Genomic DNA, 15866 nt, shown 5'->3' with positions numbered 1-15866 from the left:
CTCGACCCCGGACCGGCCATGCTCTCCTTCGCCCTGCGGCGGACCCTCCAGGCCCTCGCCGTCCTGGTCGCGGTCTCCGCCGCCGCCTTCGCCCTCTTCTACGCCGCCCCCGCCGACCCGGCCCGCGCGGCCTGCGGCCCGCGCTGCGACTCCGGCCAGGTCGCGTCCGTCCGCCAGAGCATGGGCCTGGACCAGCCGCTGCTCACCCAGTACACCGACTACCTCGCCGGGGTGGTCGCCGGACGGGACATCAGCGATGTCGACGGCTCCGTCATCCACTGCGACGCCCCCTGCCTCGGCTACTCCTACCGACTGCACCAGCCCGTCACCGAGGCCCTGGTCGACCACCTGCCGGTGACCTTCTCGCTCACCGCCGGCGCGCTCGCCGTACTGGTCCTGTTCGGCCTCGGGACCGGCTTCGTCTCCGCCCTGCGCCACCGGACCAGGACGGACCGGCTGCTCTCCGGCTTCACCCTGGTCGGCGCCAGCGTGCAGATCTACTTCCTCGGCTACGTCGCCCAGTGGGCGCTGGTCTACTCGACGGGCCTGCTGCCGCTGCCCTCCTACACCCCGCCGGGCGAGGACCCGGCCGCCTGGGCCGGCGGGATGCTGCTGCCCTGGCTCGTCCTCGGCTTCGTCAACTCCGCCGTCTTCGCCCGGCTCTCGCGCTCCCAGCTGCTGGAGACGATGAACGAGGAGTACGTGCGCACCGCCCGCGGCAAGGGCCTCGGCCGGCTGCGCACCCACCTCAAGTACACCTCGCGCGGCGCCGCCGGACCGCTGGTGCAGCTGCTCGGCCTGGAGGCCGGCGCGCTGCTCGGCGGCGCGGTGATCACCGAGACGGTGTTCGGGCTGAACGGCGTCGGCGCCTTCGCCGCCGAGGCCGTCGCCGGCCAGGACCTGCCGGCCGTGGTCGGCGCCGTGCTGCTCGCCGCCTGCTTCGTGGTGCTGTTCGTCGCCCTGGCCGACCTCGCGGTGGCCTGGCTCGATCCGCGCATCCGCCTCAGCTGACCCCCTGGAGTTCCGATGACCCCCTCCACCGAAGCGGTGCTGAGCGTCCGCGACCTGTCCGTCGCCTTCGCCGACCCGCGCGGCGGCGCGCCCGTGCGGGCCGTCCGCGGCCTCTCCTTCGACCTCGCCCGGGGCGAAGTCCTCGGCCTGGTCGGCGAGTCCGGGTCGGGCAAGTCCGCGACCGGGCTGGCCGTCCTGGGCCTGCACGACCCGCGCACCACCACCGTCACCGGCTCGATCCGGCTCGGCGGCCGGGAGCTGGTCGGCGCGGACGAGGCCGTGCTGCGCGAGGTGCGCGGCGGGCGGATCGCGCTGGTCTTCCAGGACGCGCTCACCTCGCTCAGCCCGTTCCACGGTGTCGGCGCGCAGTTGGCCGAGATGTACCGGCTGCACCACCCCGGCACCGGCCGCGCCGAGGCCCGCCGGCGCGCCGCCGCCATGCTGGACCGGGTCGGCATCCCGGCCGCCCGGGTCCGGGACTACCCGCACCTGTTCTCGGGCGGCATGCGCCAGCGGGTGATGATCGCCATGGCGCTGATGAACGACCCCGACGTCCTGATCGCCGACGAGCCGACCACCGCCCTGGACGCCCGCGTCCAGCGGCAGGTCCTGGACCTGTTGGGCGAGTTGCAGCGTGAGCACGGCACCGCGGTGCTGCTGGTCAGCCACGACCTCGGCGTGGTCGCGGGGACGACCGACCGGACCCTGGTGCTGCGCGACGGCCGGCCGGTGGAGTCCGCGCCGACCGGCGAGCTGCTGGCCGCGCCGCGACAGCCCTACACCCGGGCCCTGGTGGGGGCGGCGCTGACCCGGGAGACCGTGCCCGGCACAGCGCTGCCGACCGTCGACGACCCGTCGCCCTCCCTCACCTTCGCGCAGCGGCCGCCCGCCGCTCCCGACCGCTGGCTGGTCGAGGTCGAGGACCTCGCCGTCCGCTTCCCCGGGCGGCGGCGCCTCACCGGTCGACGCGCCGAGCCCGTCCGCGCGGTGGAGGGCGTGAGCCTGCGGATCGCCCCCGGCGAGACGCTGGGCCTGGTCGGCGAGTCCGGCTCCGGCAAGTCCACCACCTCCCGGGTACTGGCCGGCCTGCAAGCCGTGACCGCCGGCCGGGTGCGCTACGACGGCGTCGACGTCACCACCCCCGACCGGGACCAGCGCCGCCGGCTCAGCCGCGAGATCCAGCTGGTCTTCCAGGACCCGTACGCCTCGCTCAACCCGCGCCGCACCGTCGCGCAGACCCTCGACACCCCGCTGCGCCTGCACACCTCGCTCGGCCCGGCCGAACGACGGGCGCGGTCCGCCGAGTTGCTGGAGCAGGTCGGCCTGCCGGCCGCGCACCTGGACCGCTACCCGCACGAGTTCTCCGGCGGTCAACGCCAGCGGATCGGCATCGCCCGGGCGCTCGCCCCCGAACCCCGGCTGATCATCGCCGACGAACCGGTCTCCGCCCTGGACGTCTCGGTCCAGGCCCAGGTGCTCAACCTGCTGATGGAGCTGCGTGAACGCCTGGGCGTCGCCTTCCTGTTCGTCTCGCACGACCTCGCCGTGGTGCGGCACTTCTGCGACCGGGTCGCGGTGATGCACGGCGGCCGGCTGGTCGAGGCCGCCGATCGCGACCGGTTGTTCACCGCCCCGCACACCGACTACACCAGGGAGTTGCTCGCCGCCGCGCACTGAGGGTGTGTCGGCGGCCGCCCTTCGCGGCGGTCCGCATACGATCGGCTACCGGCAGCGACTCCCGCCACCCCAGAGAAGGGGTCCCCGATGACCCTCGTCAGCCAGGCCGCCACCCTGCTCCAGCTGTTGGGCCGACTCCACCCCGAGGCCCTGGACGGCATCCGCCCGCACCTGCCCGTCCTCGGACCCACCCGCCACCTCCACCTCGCCGCCCACGGCAGCGGTCCGGCCGGCCTCAACCCGCAACCGCTCCCACCTGGCGCGGCCGAGCTGCGGCTCGCCGTGGCCGGGACGGTCGGCGCGGTGGCCAACGCGGCCATCATCGCCCGGCTGTCCGGCGGGGACCCGGGCATCGTCCTCACCGAGGTCGGGGACGACTGGTGCCCGACCCCGCCGGACGGGCGCATCCCGTGGCCCCGGCACTGGCCCCTCCCCTGGCCGCCCGGCGAGCCGTACCCGATCGACCCCGGCTACGCCACACCGGCCGTCCAGGCCCAGGCGGCGCTCGCCTTCCAGGCCTATGCCTCCGGTGTCGCGGACGAGGAACTGGGCGCCGCCTTCGGCACGCTGGCGGAGCGGCTCGGCCAGGCGGCGCTCGCGAACGCGGGCTGAGCCGCCGCGGCGGGGGCGCGGCCCGCCCGTGCGCCCGCCGCTCCCCGGCGGGCGCACGGGGACGGCGGGCACGCGGGAACGGCGGTCGCACGGGAACGGCGGGCACGCGGGAACGGCGCGCTTGTGGGGAGCGGCGGCGCCGGCCTCAGCCGAGCGTCGCGAACGCCTCGTCGATCGCCGCACAGGTCGCGTCGACGTCGTCCTCGGTCACCGCCGCCGAGACGAACCAGCACGCCAGGCCGTACGCGTTGACGTGGATACCGCGCTCCACCAGGGCGTGCCGGAAGGCGTCGTAGCGCCGGTGGTCCAGGGCGAGGGTGTCCCGGTACTGCCTGGTCGGCGCGCCGTCGGCGGAGAACACCACCTGGAACATCGCGCCGACGCCCTGCACCGCGCACGGGACCCGGTGGTCGTGGGCGGCCCGGCGCACAGCGGACATGATCCTCCGGCCGGCCGCGTCGATCCGGTCGGTGACCGCCGGGTCCGCGAGCCGCTCCAGCGTCACCAGTGCCGCGGTGGCGCAGAGCGGGGAGCCGTTGTACGTGCCGCCGTGCTTCACCCGGTTCGCGGCCACCTCCCCCATGATGTCGGCACGGCCGGCGAAGGCCGCGATGGGCAGCCCGCCGCCGAGCGCCTTGGAGTAGACCGCCAGGTCAGGGACGACACCGAACAGAGCCTGCGCACCGCCGGGGCCGGTGCGGAATCCCGTGCACACCTCGTCGAAGATCAGGACGAGGCCCCGCGCGGTGCACTCCTCGCGCAGCACCTCCAGGAAGCCCGGAGCCGGCATGGTGCAGGCGTTGTTGGCGACGATGGGCTCGCAGATGACCGCCGCGATCTCGCGGTGGTGCGCGTCCAGCACGGCACGCAGGGCCACCGGGTCGTTCCACGGGCAGACCAGTACGTCGTCCACCACGCCCGCCGGGATGCCCGGGGAGTGCGGCAGCGCCGCCGGGGCCTCGTAGGGGCCGACCTCCTCGGCGGTGAGCCGGTTGGAGATCGCCAGCGTGTCGACCCAACCATGGTAGTGCCCCTCGAACTTGAGGATTCTGGACCGCCCGGTGAAGCCGCGGGCCGCCCGGACCGCCCCCTGGATCGCCTCCGACCCCGAGTTGGCGTACCGCACCAGGTCGGCACAGGGCACCATCCGCTGGATCTGCTCGGCCAGTTCGATCTCCGGCAGGTTGCAGGTGCCGAACATCGTCCCGGTCTGCAGGACGTCGCCCAACGCGCGGGCGAGGCCGGGGTCGGCGTGGCCGAGAACCGCGCTGCCGTAGGAGATCAGAAAGTCCACGTACTCGTTACCGTCGGCGTCCCAGATGTGCGCGGCGGAGCCGCGCTCGATGTACAGCGGGTACGGATGCGGGCCCGTGGAGGTGATCCGGGAGGACGAACTGACCCCGCCGGCGAGGGACTTGCCGGCCCTGGCGAACAGCGCCCGGCTGGTGTCCGTCCGGGGCCCCACCGGTGTGCCGGGGTCGGGTACGGGCGGGAAGGTCGGTCGAGTGGTCATCCGCTGCTCCTGTTCGAGTGGTTCGGATCCGGTGGAACGGGCCCGGTGGTGCCTGCGCGGTGGCGGTGCGCGGTGACGCCCGCGCGGTGGCGCGGCGCCGGCGTCCGGCCGAATGGGCGCCCTTGACGGCCCTCACCGTCCGCGCGATAACTGAGTGCTCGTCATGTGTTCTTAATCTTGAGGGAGTTGCATCAGTGGTCGCGAAGATCTCCGTGGTGACGGGAGCCGGCAGCAATGTCGGACGGGCCTGCGCGCTGGCACTGGCGGCGGACGGCTGGTCCGTCGTCCTGGTCGGCCGGCGCAAGGACGCGCTGGAGGAGACCGCCCGACTGGCCGACCCCTCCTTCGCGGACCGCCTGGTACCCATGCCCGCGGACATCACCGATCCCGCGGCCGTGCGCGAGCTGTTCTCCGGGATCGCGCTGCGCTTCGGCCGGCTCGACCTCCTGTTCAACAACGCGGCCGACACCATGCCCTACATCCCGACCGAGGACGTCGCGGCCGAGGACTGGGACCGGGTGCTCGGATCCATCGCCACCGGCGGCTTCCTCTGCGCCCAGGCCGCCTACCGGATGATGAAGGAGCAGTCGCCGCGCGGCGGACGGATCATCAACAACGGCGCGCCCTCGGCCCACGTCCCCCGCCCCGACTCGATCGCGTTCACCGCCGCGAAGCACGCGGTGGCCGGCCTGACCAAGTCCCTCTCCCTGGACGGCCGTCGGTACGACATCTCCTGCGGGCAGATCGACATCGGCAACGTGACGCCCGCCGACCGGGAGCAGCCCGCCGCCCGCCAGGCCGACGGCAGCCTCCGGGTCGAACCGACCATGGACGTGCGCCATGTCGCCGAGACCGTGGTGACGATGGCGGGGCTGCCGCCCGGGGTGAACATCGCGTCGGTCACGGTGATGCCGAGCGCCATGCCCTACGTCGGCCGTGGCTAGCGCCCGTCCGGTCGATCCCGCCCGACGGGAGCGGCCGGGCAGGGCCCCGGGCCCGGACGTCAGGCCTCGGTCCGGGAGCGGTACCCGACCGGACCGGGCCGCCGTACGGCGTCGGCCCCGGCCGGCAGGCCCGCGACGTACGCCTCGATCTCGACGCGCGGGCCGAGCCGACCGTACAGCGCCCAGGCGACCATGCGGTGCAGTCCGTCGAGGTGGGTGAGACCGTCCGGGTGCCGCAGCCCCTGGTAGTCGGTGCTGTCGATGGCCGAGGTGCTCAGGAAGACCGGAGTGAACGGCGCCCCGGCCTGACGGCTCAGTTTGCGGCCGCAGGAGGGGTTCAGCCGGGAGTAGCCGTCGCCGATCCGGCGCAGCCGGTCCGCCGCCTCGGCGACGGTCATCCCGGAGGTGGACACGAGCTCCACCTCGCCGCCCTCGCCGAGGTGCCAGGGCAGCACCGTGTCGAGCACCTCCGTACGATCGAGCAGGACCCTCCCCCAGCCGCCGAACATCTCCTCGGCGGTGAGCAGATGCGCGTCGCCGTCGTCGTTGGAGTTGTCCTCGTGCTCCCGGTCCACCGGGTGGTCACGACGGTAGAGCCGGAGCACGGTGTCGAAATCGAGCCGGTCGAGAATGCGCATCGGCGGCGGATCCTTCGTCGTCGGGGCGAGGGGCGGCGGGGCGAGGACTGGTGGTGCGAGGGGCGGCGGGGCGAGGGGTGGCGGGGCCGGCGGCAGTGGGGCAGGGGGCGGCGGGGCCCGGGTGCGGGGTTCGCGTCGGTCAGACCGGCTTCACGTACTCCGCGAAGTGCCGTTCGGCGAACAGCTCGGGCCACTGCCCGCCGTCCAGCCCGAGCGCCCGCCCCCTCGCGAGCAGATGTCGCCAGTACGGCTTGACCGGCGGCCAACTGACGCCGCACTGACAGTACGAACTGTCCACCATGTACCGCTCGCCGCGCCGACCGGCCGGGGACGGCCGGCGGGCATGGAAGAGCGCCGAATGGAGCAGCACGGTGGACCCGGGGGGAAGGTCGTCGATCACCACCTCACCGGGGATTTCGGCGGTGCCCAGATGCACTCTGGCGCGTTTTCCCAGAAGTTCCCGGTGCGAACCAGGAAGAACCACGAGCGGCCCCACCGTCCGGTCCAGTCCGCCGAGATAGTGCAGGGCGTGGACCATGATTCTCGAACGGTCCACCTGCGCTCCCTGCTCGTAGTCATGGTGCCATTCCTTGCCGGCCGACCCGACTGCCTGACGATTGCTGTGCATGTGATGGAACACGAATTCAGGACCGAGCAGCCGGGAGACTATCGAGAGCAACGGGGGGTGGCCGACGAGTTCACCGTGGGCGGCCATTTCTATCTCCAGTGCGGTGGGGGTCCCGAATGATTCGGGGTCGAGGCAGGCCGCGATCGAGCGGTCCCGCAGGCCGCTGTCCACCCAGCGGTCCACCTCGGGCTCCAGCCGTTCGACCAGGTCGGCCGGCAGGAATGCCGGGAGAACCAGATAGCCGAGCTCGAAGAACTGAGTGATCTGATCGGCGTCGAGCGCCAGGGTGCCCTGATTGTCCATTCTCCGGACTCCAAGAGGGTTGTCGGTGCGGTCGGCCCGCCCGGTCACGACTGAGGAAGCCCGTGCGAGGAGGCCATGAAAACTTCGCGCGACGACTGGTCGCGGAATCGCGTTACCTGGTGCTTCACTTCAATTCCACCGAACAGATACTAGGAATATCCCGATGCCACCGGACCCATGCAGCCTTCGGGGACAATGACCGGATAGTTTCGCTCTGGCCGGGAACGGCCTGGCCCAGCCGTGCGTTCAGGAACTTCGGATTCCGCCCGGACGGACCGGAAGTCGAATCCGTCCGCAGCAGGAGAAAGGCCCGCGAATTCGCCGACGGACGACCGTGGGCGGGCCGCCGGACGCTGACGCGGGCGCGCTCGCCGGGGCCCGGCGGCCGGCCGTCGTGGGCCCGCCCGGGTGACCACATCTCACCCATCCGAGCGCGACTCTCAGTAACCATGACGGCGCCCTGCGCTGGGCCCGACCCTCGGGAGCGACAGCCCCTCAACCCCCATCAGGCCCACCAATGCGCGGAACCACCGCCACGGGGCGGGTAGCGTGTGTACGTCAGTATCCGGGTGGGGGCTCCCGCGAGTGTCACGGTGCGTCACGGTGCGCCGACGCACTCCGTGCGACCGCCGCACGGGCGCCGACTGCCGCGCCCACCCGGACGCGGCACGGACCGCTCCGAGGACACCGCGCCATGCCTAGCCCGACCACCGCGTACGTCGGCCGACCGGCCCTGGTCGCGGGCCCCCACGTCGTCCGGGCCGAGCGGATCCGCGACGACATCCTCGCCCGCAACCCCGGCTACTCGCCCCGGCAGGCCCAGACCGTGCGGATGGCCCTGAGCAACCTGCCCGGCACCCGCCGGTACTTCCAGCCGTACGAGGTCGTCACCTCACCCGACCGCACGGCCGCCGAGCGGAAGACCACGACCATGGCCGACCTGCTGGCCGCCGCCGAGCGCGCCACCACCGAGGCGATGGCGAACGCGGGCGTGCGCGCCGAGGACGTCGACTGCGTCGTCGTCAGCAGTTCGACCGGCGACGCGGTGCCGGGGCTGGACATCCTCCTCCAGCAGCGGCTCGGACTCCGGCCGGACATCAGGCGCCGGCCGATGACGCAGCTGGCCTGCGCGGGCGGCGCCCACGTACTGATCGCGGCCCAGGAGTACCTGACCGGGAACCCCGGGGGTGTCGTCCTGGTGGTCGCCGGCGAGTCCCTCTCCTCGCTCTACCAGGACACCCGGACCTCGATCGAGGACCAGATCTACAAGGGACTCTGGGGGGACATGGTCGGCGCGGCCGTCGTCACCGGAGACCGGCGCACGGCCGGGCTGCGCCTCGGCCACAGCTTCGAGTACACCATCCCGGGGACCGTCGACCGGTACCTCAAGCTGACCGACGAACGCGGCGACCACTTCGCCTCCACCCGGTCCTCCCTCCGCTCGGTCACCGACCTGGGGCCGGCGCTGCTCGCCTGGCTGGACCGGCACGACGGCCGGGAGCTCGACTTCGGGGTGCTGCACCCGGGCGGACCGGCGATCCTCGACCGGCTCGGCACCCTGCTCGGTGTGGACGACGCCTTCCTCGGGCACTCGCGGGCGGTGCTGGCCGAGGAGGGCAATCTGGGCGGGGCGACGGTCTTCTCCGTGCTGGCCCGGACCCACCGGACACCCCCGGCCACCGGAGCGCGCGGCCTGGTCTTCGGCCTGGGCCCGGGTGTCGCCCTCAGCGCGCTGCTCGTCACCTGGACCGGCGACACCGACTGAACGGGTCCCCGACGACGCGCGGGCGCGGGGCAGGGCATCGAGTGTCGGCAGTTCTCCGAGCATCGGCAGGACTCCGAGCGGCGCTACCAAAACCGCCGATCGACGCTGTCCGCGCGAGCATCGGCCACGACCGCGATCGGCGCTCGCAGAGCTAGCGCCGATCGGACACCGAGCCCGGACCTGGCCGGCCCGCTACGCGCCCGGCACGATCCGCTCGACCAGCGTCCCGACCAGCGCGGCCAGGCCGTCCGTGCCCAGCACCTCGGGAAGGGTGAGGTGTTCGACCAGCAGCCCGGTCATCGCGAGGTAGAGGACGACGACCGTCTCACGGTCCCCGGGAAGGCCCTCGCCCACGTGGTAGGCGATGTTCGCCTCCAGCTGCTCGCGGATCGTGCGGGTGAGCTCGGCGCGCAGGTCCGGTCGGCGGGTCGCTTCCAGCCTGAGTTCGAGCAGGGCCAGGTACCCGGAGCGCTCGGCGGTGATCCGCCCCAGCAGATCGAGCATCAGGGCTTCGACCAGAGCGCGGTCGCGCGGGGCACGCAGCAGATCGGCGATCACCGCCGGATCCGGGGTGAGCCGATGGTGGATGTGGCGAGCGGTCTGGTGCAGCAACTCGTCCCGGTTGGCGAAGTAGTTGGAGGCGGTGCCGGCGGGAACGCCCGCCTGGGCGTCGACCGCGCGGAAGGTGAGCCCGCGGGCGCCCTCGCGTGCGAGGACGTCGATGGCCGCGTCGACAAGGGCGGTACGGCGAGCGGGGTTCTGAACCACGGCTCTGATCCTCCTTCAGAAAGTCCTGGACAACCACTACAGGCTGAGTACTATAGCCGGAGTGGTTGGGGGTGCGAGACCTTCGACCGAGACCCCAAGGACCTGCGTGCGCAAGCTCACTTACTACGTCGGCGCCACCCTCGACGGCTTCATCGCCGCCCCCGACGGCGCCTACGACTTCTTCGACCCCTACCTCACCGACGACTTCGTGCCCTTCATGGTCGGCGAGTTCGGCGACACCCTGCCCACCCCCGCCCGCGCCGCACTCGGCCTGGCGGGCGCGCCCACCACGCGCTTCGACACCGTGCTCATGGGCCGCGGCAGCTACGAGCCCGGCCTGGCCGCCGGTCTCACCAGTCCCTACGCCCACCTGCGGCAGATCGTCGTCTCCCGCTCGCTCACCACCAGCCCGGACCCCGCCGTCGAGGTCACCGCGGCGGACCCGCTCGACCTGGTCCGCCGGCTGAAGCGGGAGGAGGGCCTGGGCATCTACCTCTGCGGCGGCGGCGACCTCGCCGGCCAACTCCTGCCCGAGATCGACGAACTGATCGTCAAGCTCTACCCGGTCGCGGTCGGCTCCGGCGTCCCGCTCTTCCGCGCCGACTTCGCGCCGCACACCTTCGCCCTGGCCGGCACCCGGGCCTTCTCCAACGGCGCCGTCGTCCTCACCTACGCGAAGGCGTCCGGGGCGCCCGCCCCGACAACCGGCTGACGCTGACCACCAGGCAGACGCCGATGACCACGATCGCCCCGCCCACCAGGGTGGGGCCGGTCAGCGGTTCGGCCAGCACCAGATAGCCGAGCAGTACCGCCACCACCGGATTCACGTACGCGTAGGTCGCGACCAGGGTGAGCGGCGCGGACTGCAGCAGCCACGCGTAGGCGGTGAAACCGACCAGCGAGCCGACCACCACCAGATAGCCGAGCGCCAGCCAGGACCGGGTGGAGACGGCCCCGAGGTCCAGCCCGTGCTGCTCTCCGCGCGCCAGTCCGATCAGAAGACTGCCCGATCCTCCGACGATCATCTGGTACGCGCTCCCCGCGAAGACATTGCCCGGCATCGGTATCCGCTTGGCCGCGAACGAGCCGGCCGCCCAGGTCAGCGTGGCGCAGATGATCACCAGCACGCCGCCCGGGGCGATGTCCCCGCCGATCGCGGGCGCGGAGAGCACCGCCAGACCGACCAGCCCGAGCAGCACCCCGGCCAGTTCGACCGGCTTGGGGCGGTCACCGCCCGCGGCGGTGAGCAGCACCATCCACAGCGGGACGGCGGCCACCAGCAGCGCGGCCAGCCCGGAGGGGACGGAGTTCTCGCCCAGCACCACCAGCCCGTTGCCGCCGGTCAGCAGCAGCAGGCCGACCAGCGCGGAGGAGCCGAGCTGACGGCGGTCCACCCGGAGTCCCGCCCTCCCGTGCCGGAACAGGACGAGACCGGCCAGCAGCAGCCCGGCGACGACGAACCGCGCCCCGGCGGAGAGGAAGGAGGGCATCGTCTCCAGGGCGATCCTGATCGCCAGATAGGTCGAACCCCACACCACGTACACCACGGCGAGCGCCAGCCAGACCGCGCCGCCCAGACCGGCCGGGCCGGGGAGGGCGTCGGCCGGGGCGTCGGCCGGGGCCTTGCCGGGCGTACGCGAAACGGGAGCTGTCATGGGTGTCCCCCTAGGACGGTGCTGGCGGTCACCCGCCATGACAGCGCATCAGCACACCCGTGCGCCAGTGGGTATCAGCGGGCGGTCACCACCGCCCTCGGGGGCGCGCGGCGCGGGCGCTACGGTGGGCGCTCCCCCAGCCGGGAGGACCGGCGCACCAGGAGGCCACGTGTCCGACGCACCGCCCGCCGACCAGACCGCCGACCAGTCCGCGGACCGGTCCGCCGCCCTCCCGTTCTTCGTCTACGGCACGCTCCGCACCGGCGGGCGCAACCACGCCCTGCACCTGGCCGGGCGCTGCGCGGACGTCCGGGCCGCCGTACTGGAGGGCGCCGCGCTGCACGACGGCCCGGGCTTCCCGTACGCGGCACCGGACGCGACGCCCGGCCGGCGGATCATCGGCGAGCTGATCACCGTACGCCCCGGCGCGTACGCCGCCGCGCTCGTCGCGCTCGACCGCCTGGAGGACTGCCGGGCCGACGGCACCGGCGAGTACGTGCGCGAGCGGCTGGCCGTCCGCACGGCGGGCGGAGGCAGCGCGGACGCCTGGGTCTACCTGGCCGGCCCGGCCGTCGCCGCCCGCCTGCGCGCCCGCCCGGCGCTCATCGCGTCCGGGGACTGGACCCGTCGCGACGAACCCCGGGAGACCGACCGACCCCGGGAGAGCGACGAACCACGGGAGCGCACCGAACCACGGAAGTGCTGAGCACCCGACCGGACACCCGCCGGCGCGGGCACCGCCGCCCGCCCCCGCCTCCGGGGCGCGCACCCTGACCAGGGGGTGGCCGTGTACCGCCAGGTAGGCTGCCCCGGCCACGCCATCGCGGGCCGGCCGGGCCGACAGCCGCTCGCCGACCACCACCCGCACGCCGACCACCACCCGCACGACCGAACGAGGAGCCCCCGGTGCCCGAGCTGCCACCACCGATCACCGTGGTCGGGATCGGCGCCGACGGCTGGCCCGGCCTCGCCGCCGCCTCCCGGGCGGCGCTGCGGGCGGCCGAGGTCGTGATCGGCGGCCCCCGCCAGCTGGCCCTGCTCCCCGCCGACGAGGCGGCCGCCGAGCGGGTGCCGTGGCCGTCCCCGCTGCGTCCGGCCGTCCCCGGGCTGCTCGCCGCCCACGCCGACCGCCGGGTGGCGGTCCTGGCCAGCGGCGACCCGATGTTCTACGGCATCGGCCGCACCCTCGCCGAGACCGTCGGCCCCGAGCGCCTGCGCGTCCTGCCGCACCCCTCCTCCGTCTCCTACGCCTGCGCCCGGCTCGGCTGGCCGCTGGAGGCCACCGAGGTGGTCAGCCTGGTGGGCCGGCCCCTGGACACCCTGGCGCTCGCCCTGCACCCCGGGCGCCGGCTGCTCGTCCTCAGCGCCGACGCGCAGACACCCGCCGCCGTCGCCGCGCTGCTCACCGCCCGCGGCTTCGGCTCCGCCCGGCTGCGGGTGCTGGAGCGGCTCGGCGGTCCCGACGAGCGGCAGCTGGACGGCCCGGCCGACGGCTGGCCGCACCCCGGCGGCGACCCGCTGAACGTGATCGCCGTCGCGCTGGCCGACGGCCCCCGGACGTCGCTGGTGCCCGGACTGCCCGACGAGGCCTACGAGAGCGACGGTCAGCTCACCAAGCGGCACGTCCGCGCCGCCACCCTGGCCACCCTGGCCCCGGCCCCCGGCGAACTGCTCTGGGACGTCGGCGGCGGCTCCGGCTCGATCGCGATCGAGTGGCTGCGCGCCCACCGGGAGAACCGGGCGGTCACCGTCGAACGCAGCGCCGTCCGGGCCGAGCGGATCGGGCGCAACGCCGCCGCGCTCGGCGTGCCCCGGCTCCGGGTGGTCACCGGCCCCGCCCCCGAGGCGCTCGCCGGACTGCCCACCCCCGACGCCGTGTTCATCGGCGGCGGACTCACCGCGCCCGGCCTGCTGGACGCCTGCTGGGCGGCGCTGCCGCCGGGCGGCCGGCTGGTCGCCAACACCGTGACGCTGGAGTCCGAGGCCCTGCTCACCACCTGGTACCGGCGGCACGGCGGCGAGCTGCTGCGCCTCGCGGTGGCGCACGCCGTGCCGGTGGGCGGCTTCACCGGCTGGCGGCAGGCGATGCCGGTCACCCAGTGGTCCGCCGTCAAACCTTCGACCGATCCAGGAGCGAGCTCGTGACCGTCTACTTCATCGGGGCCGGCCCGGGCGCCGCCGACCTGATCACCCTGCGCGGCGCACGGATCCTGGCCCGCGCCGAGGTCTGCCTCTACGCGGGCAGCCTGGTGCCGCGCGAGCTGCTGGACGAGTGCCCGCCCGGCGCCCGGCTGGTCGACACCGCGCAGCTCGACCTGGACCGGATCGTCGCCGAACTGGTCGCCGCCCACCGGGCCGGCCAGGACGTGGCGCGGCTCCACTCCGGCGACCCCTCCGTGTTCAGCGCCGTCGCCGAGCAGATGCGCCGGCTCGACGCGGCGGGCGTGCCCTACGAGATCGTGCCCGGCGTGCCCGCCTTCGCCGCCGCGGCGGCCGCGCTCAAGCGCGAGCTGACGGTGCCGACGGTCGGCCAGACCGTCATCCTCACCCGGATCGCCAAGCGGGCCACCCCGATGCCCGAGGGCGAGGACCTCGCCACGCTCGGCCGCAGCGGCGCCCTGCTGGTGCTGCACCTCGCCGCCGGGTACATCGACGACGTGGTCGAGCAACTGCTGCCGCACTACGGCGCCGACTGCCCGGCCGCCGTCGTGGCGATGGCCAGCCGCCCGGACGAGCTCGTGCTGCGCGGCACGGTCGCCACCATCGCCGAGCAGGTGAAGGCGGCGGGCGTGGTCCGCACCGCCGTCATCCTGGTCGGCCGGACCCTGACCGCCGAACAGTTCCGGGACAGCCACCTCTACTCGGCGGACCGCGAGCGCCCGCACGAGCCCTGCGGCGCGTGAGCGCCCACCTGCTCGTCCTCGGCGGCACGACCGAGGCACGCGCCCTCGCCGCCGCCCTGGCCGACGGACCGGCGCGGGTCACCAGCTCGCTCGCCGGGCGGGTCGCCGAGCCCCGGCTGCCCGTCGGCGACGTCCGGATCGGCGGCTTCGGCGGACCGGACGGGCTCGCCGCCTGGCTGCGCGCCGAGCGGGTGGCCGCGGTCGTCGACGCCACCCACCCGTTCGCGGCCGTCATGTCGCGCAACGCGGCGTCGGCCGCCGCCGCGACCGGGGTGCCGCTGCTGGCCCTGCGCCGACCCGGCTGGGCCCGGGTGCCGGGTGACCGCTGGTACCCGGTGGATTCGCTGGAGGCCGCCGCCGCCCTGCTCCCGGGGCTCGGCCGGCGGGTGTTCCTCACCACCGGCCGCCAGGGCATCGGCGCGTTCGCCCACCTGGACGGCCTGCGCTTCCTGGCCCGCTCGGTCGACCCGCCCGAGCCGCCGGTGCCCGCCGCCCTCGACGTGCTGCTCGACCGCGGGCCGTTCACCCTGGACGGCGAGCGGGCGCTGTTGCGCGAGCACCGGATCGACGTCGTGGTCACCAAGGACAGCGGCGGCGCCGCGACCGCCCCCAAACTGACCGCGGCCCGCGAACTCGGCCTGCCGGTCGTGGTCGTGGCACGCCCGGCGCCGCCGGCCGGCGTACCGGTCGCCGAGTCCGTACCGGCCGCCCTGGACTGGCTCGCCGCACGCGGTCTCACTCCCCGGTAAACCGGGCGACGCCCGCCGCCCGCCCTGCCAGGATGGGCCGATGAGAGACGAACAGCGCACCCGGACCGAGCAGACCGCCGACGAACGCGCCACCCTGGTGAGCTTCCTGGACTTCCAGCGCGACACCCTCGCGATGAAGTGCACCGGACTGAGCACCGACCAGCTCCGCGCGCGCGTCCTCCAGCCCTCCGCGCTCTCGCTGCTCGGTCTGGTCCGCCATCTCGCCGAGGTCGAGCGCGGCTGGTTCCGCAACACCTTGAACAACGAGGCCCGGCCCGGCTTCTGGAAGCACCCCGACGGGACCTTCGCCGATTTCGACGTCGAGGCCGCCGACCCCGAGGAGGCCTTCGCCGTCTGGCGCCGCGAGTGCGACCACGCCCGGGAACTCGTCGCCGCCGCCGAGTCGTTGGACGTTCTCGGCCACCACGGCGAGGAGACCTTCTCGCTCCGCTGGATCCTCACCCACATGATCGAGGAGTACGCCCGCCACAACGGTCACGCCGACCTGCTGCGCGAGCACCTGGACGGCGAGACCGGGGAGTAGCGGGGCCCGAGCGACGACGGAGCGGCGATGCGGACCCGCCGGAAGGGCGACGACGCCCCGGGGCCCTGAACACCACGGTGTTCGTGGACTACCCGACCACCGGGCTGGACGTCGCCGGCCTGTTGGCCGGCCTCGACGGGTGAGGCCGGCCAACAG

General features: G+C 74.1%; 16 protein-coding genes. 11 read left to right on the top strand and 5 right to left on the bottom strand.

What is annotated here, in order from left to right:
* The first annotated feature begins 18 nt into the window (after positions 1-18).
* The 3 genes from ACFXHB_RS25350 to ACFXHB_RS25340 all read left to right on the top strand — a co-directional run bounded on the left by ACFXHB_RS25350 (position 19) and on the right by ACFXHB_RS25340 (position 3300).
* Positions 19-1011, top strand: a complete 993-nt coding sequence (locus ACFXHB_RS25350; protein WP_380576914.1) for an ABC transporter permease — start codon at positions 19-21, stop codon at positions 1009-1011.
* 15 nt (positions 1012-1026) lie between these two features.
* Complete coding sequence (locus ACFXHB_RS25345) at positions 1027-2688, top strand: dipeptide ABC transporter ATP-binding protein (protein ID WP_380576913.1); 1662 nt, start codon at positions 1027-1029, stop codon at positions 2686-2688.
* Positions 2689-2775: 87 nt separating this feature from the next.
* On the top strand, positions 2776-3300 hold the full coding sequence (locus tag ACFXHB_RS25340; protein WP_380576912.1) for a hypothetical protein: 525 nt from the start codon (positions 2776-2778) through the stop codon (positions 3298-3300).
* A 145-nt stretch (positions 3301-3445) separates the two neighbouring features.
* Here ACFXHB_RS25340 and ACFXHB_RS25335 read toward each other — a convergent pair whose 3' ends face one another.
* On the bottom strand, positions 3446-4813 hold the full coding sequence (locus ACFXHB_RS25335) for an aspartate aminotransferase family protein (protein WP_380576911.1): 1368 nt from the start codon (positions 4811-4813) through the stop codon (positions 3446-3448).
* 194 nt (positions 4814-5007) lie between these two features.
* On the opposite strand from ACFXHB_RS25335, the gene ACFXHB_RS25330 reads away from it, so the two are divergent.
* Positions 5008-5757, top strand: a complete 750-nt coding sequence (locus ACFXHB_RS25330; RefSeq protein WP_380576910.1) for an SDR family oxidoreductase — start codon at positions 5008-5010, stop codon at positions 5755-5757.
* A gap of 59 nt (positions 5758-5816) precedes the next feature.
* Here the strand turns inward: ACFXHB_RS25330 and ACFXHB_RS25325 are convergent, their stop codons facing one another.
* A complete protein-coding gene (locus ACFXHB_RS25325) occupies positions 5817-6395 on the bottom strand; it encodes a DUF6309 family protein (RefSeq protein WP_380576909.1) in 579 nt (192 codons plus the stop codon).
* A 139-nt stretch (positions 6396-6534) separates the two neighbouring features.
* Complete coding sequence (locus ACFXHB_RS25320; RefSeq protein WP_380576908.1) at positions 6535-7326, bottom strand: phytanoyl-CoA dioxygenase family protein; 792 nt, start codon at positions 7324-7326, stop codon at positions 6535-6537.
* 694 nt (positions 7327-8020) lie between these two features.
* Between ACFXHB_RS25320 and ACFXHB_RS25315 the strand changes: the two genes are divergently transcribed.
* Positions 8021-9091: a PhlD gene (locus tag ACFXHB_RS25315; RefSeq protein WP_380576907.1), complete on the top strand. Its 1071-nt coding sequence runs from the start codon at positions 8021-8023 to the stop codon at positions 9089-9091.
* Between the two features lie 192 nt (positions 9092-9283).
* On the opposite strand, the gene ACFXHB_RS25310 is transcribed toward ACFXHB_RS25315, so the two are convergent.
* The gene (locus ACFXHB_RS25310) at positions 9284-9859 is read right to left on the bottom strand and encodes a TetR/AcrR family transcriptional regulator (RefSeq protein WP_380576906.1); all 576 of its coding nucleotides are present in this window, start codon (positions 9857-9859) and stop codon (positions 9284-9286) included.
* A 106-nt stretch (positions 9860-9965) separates the two neighbouring features.
* Between ACFXHB_RS25310 and ACFXHB_RS25305 the strand changes: the two genes are divergently transcribed.
* On the top strand, positions 9966-10571 hold the full coding sequence (locus tag ACFXHB_RS25305) for a dihydrofolate reductase family protein (protein WP_380576905.1): 606 nt from the start codon (positions 9966-9968) through the stop codon (positions 10569-10571).
* Here the strand turns inward: ACFXHB_RS25305 and ACFXHB_RS25300 are convergent.
* Positions 10525-11514 (bottom strand): EamA family transporter, encoded by a 990-nt coding sequence (locus ACFXHB_RS25300; protein WP_380576904.1) that lies wholly within the window; start codon positions 11512-11514, stop codon positions 10525-10527. The two genes, ACFXHB_RS25305 and ACFXHB_RS25300, sit on opposite strands and share 47 nt — an antisense overlap.
* Before the next feature lie 169 nt (positions 11515-11683).
* On the opposite strand from ACFXHB_RS25300, the gene ACFXHB_RS25295 reads away from it, so the two are divergent.
* The 5 genes from ACFXHB_RS25295 (at position 11684) to ACFXHB_RS25275 (ending at position 15710) form a co-directional block, all read left to right on the top strand.
* A complete protein-coding gene (locus ACFXHB_RS25295; protein ID WP_380576903.1) occupies positions 11684-12220 on the top strand; it encodes a gamma-glutamylcyclotransferase family protein in 537 nt (178 codons plus the stop codon).
* A 200-nt stretch (positions 12221-12420) separates the two neighbouring features.
* A complete protein-coding gene (cbiE, locus tag ACFXHB_RS25290; protein ID WP_380576902.1) occupies positions 12421-13659 on the top strand; it encodes a precorrin-6y C5,15-methyltransferase (decarboxylating) subunit CbiE in 1239 nt (412 codons plus the stop codon).
* Positions 13656-14417, top strand: coding sequence for a precorrin-4 C(11)-methyltransferase (cobM, locus tag ACFXHB_RS25285; RefSeq protein ID WP_380576901.1), 762 nt, complete (start codon positions 13656-13658; stop codon positions 14415-14417). Before cbiE ends, cobM begins: the two co-directional genes overlap by 4 nt.
* A complete protein-coding gene (locus ACFXHB_RS25280) occupies positions 14414-15166 on the top strand; it encodes a cobalt-precorrin-6A reductase (RefSeq protein ID WP_380576900.1) in 753 nt (250 codons plus the stop codon). The genes cobM and ACFXHB_RS25280 overlap by 4 nt, the downstream gene beginning before the upstream one ends.
* Positions 15167-15206: 40 nt before the next feature.
* Entirely contained in the window at positions 15207-15710 is a 504-nt protein-coding gene (locus tag ACFXHB_RS25275; protein WP_380576899.1) for a DinB family protein, read from the top strand.
* Positions 15711-15866: the final 156 nt, after the last annotated feature.

The sequence above is a fragment of the Kitasatospora sp. NPDC059327 genome (genome assembly GCF_042752535.1).
Taxonomy (GTDB): Bacteria; Actinomycetota; Actinomycetes; order Streptomycetales; family Streptomycetaceae; genus Kitasatospora.
This window is presented reverse-complemented; position numbering and strand designations above follow the sequence as displayed.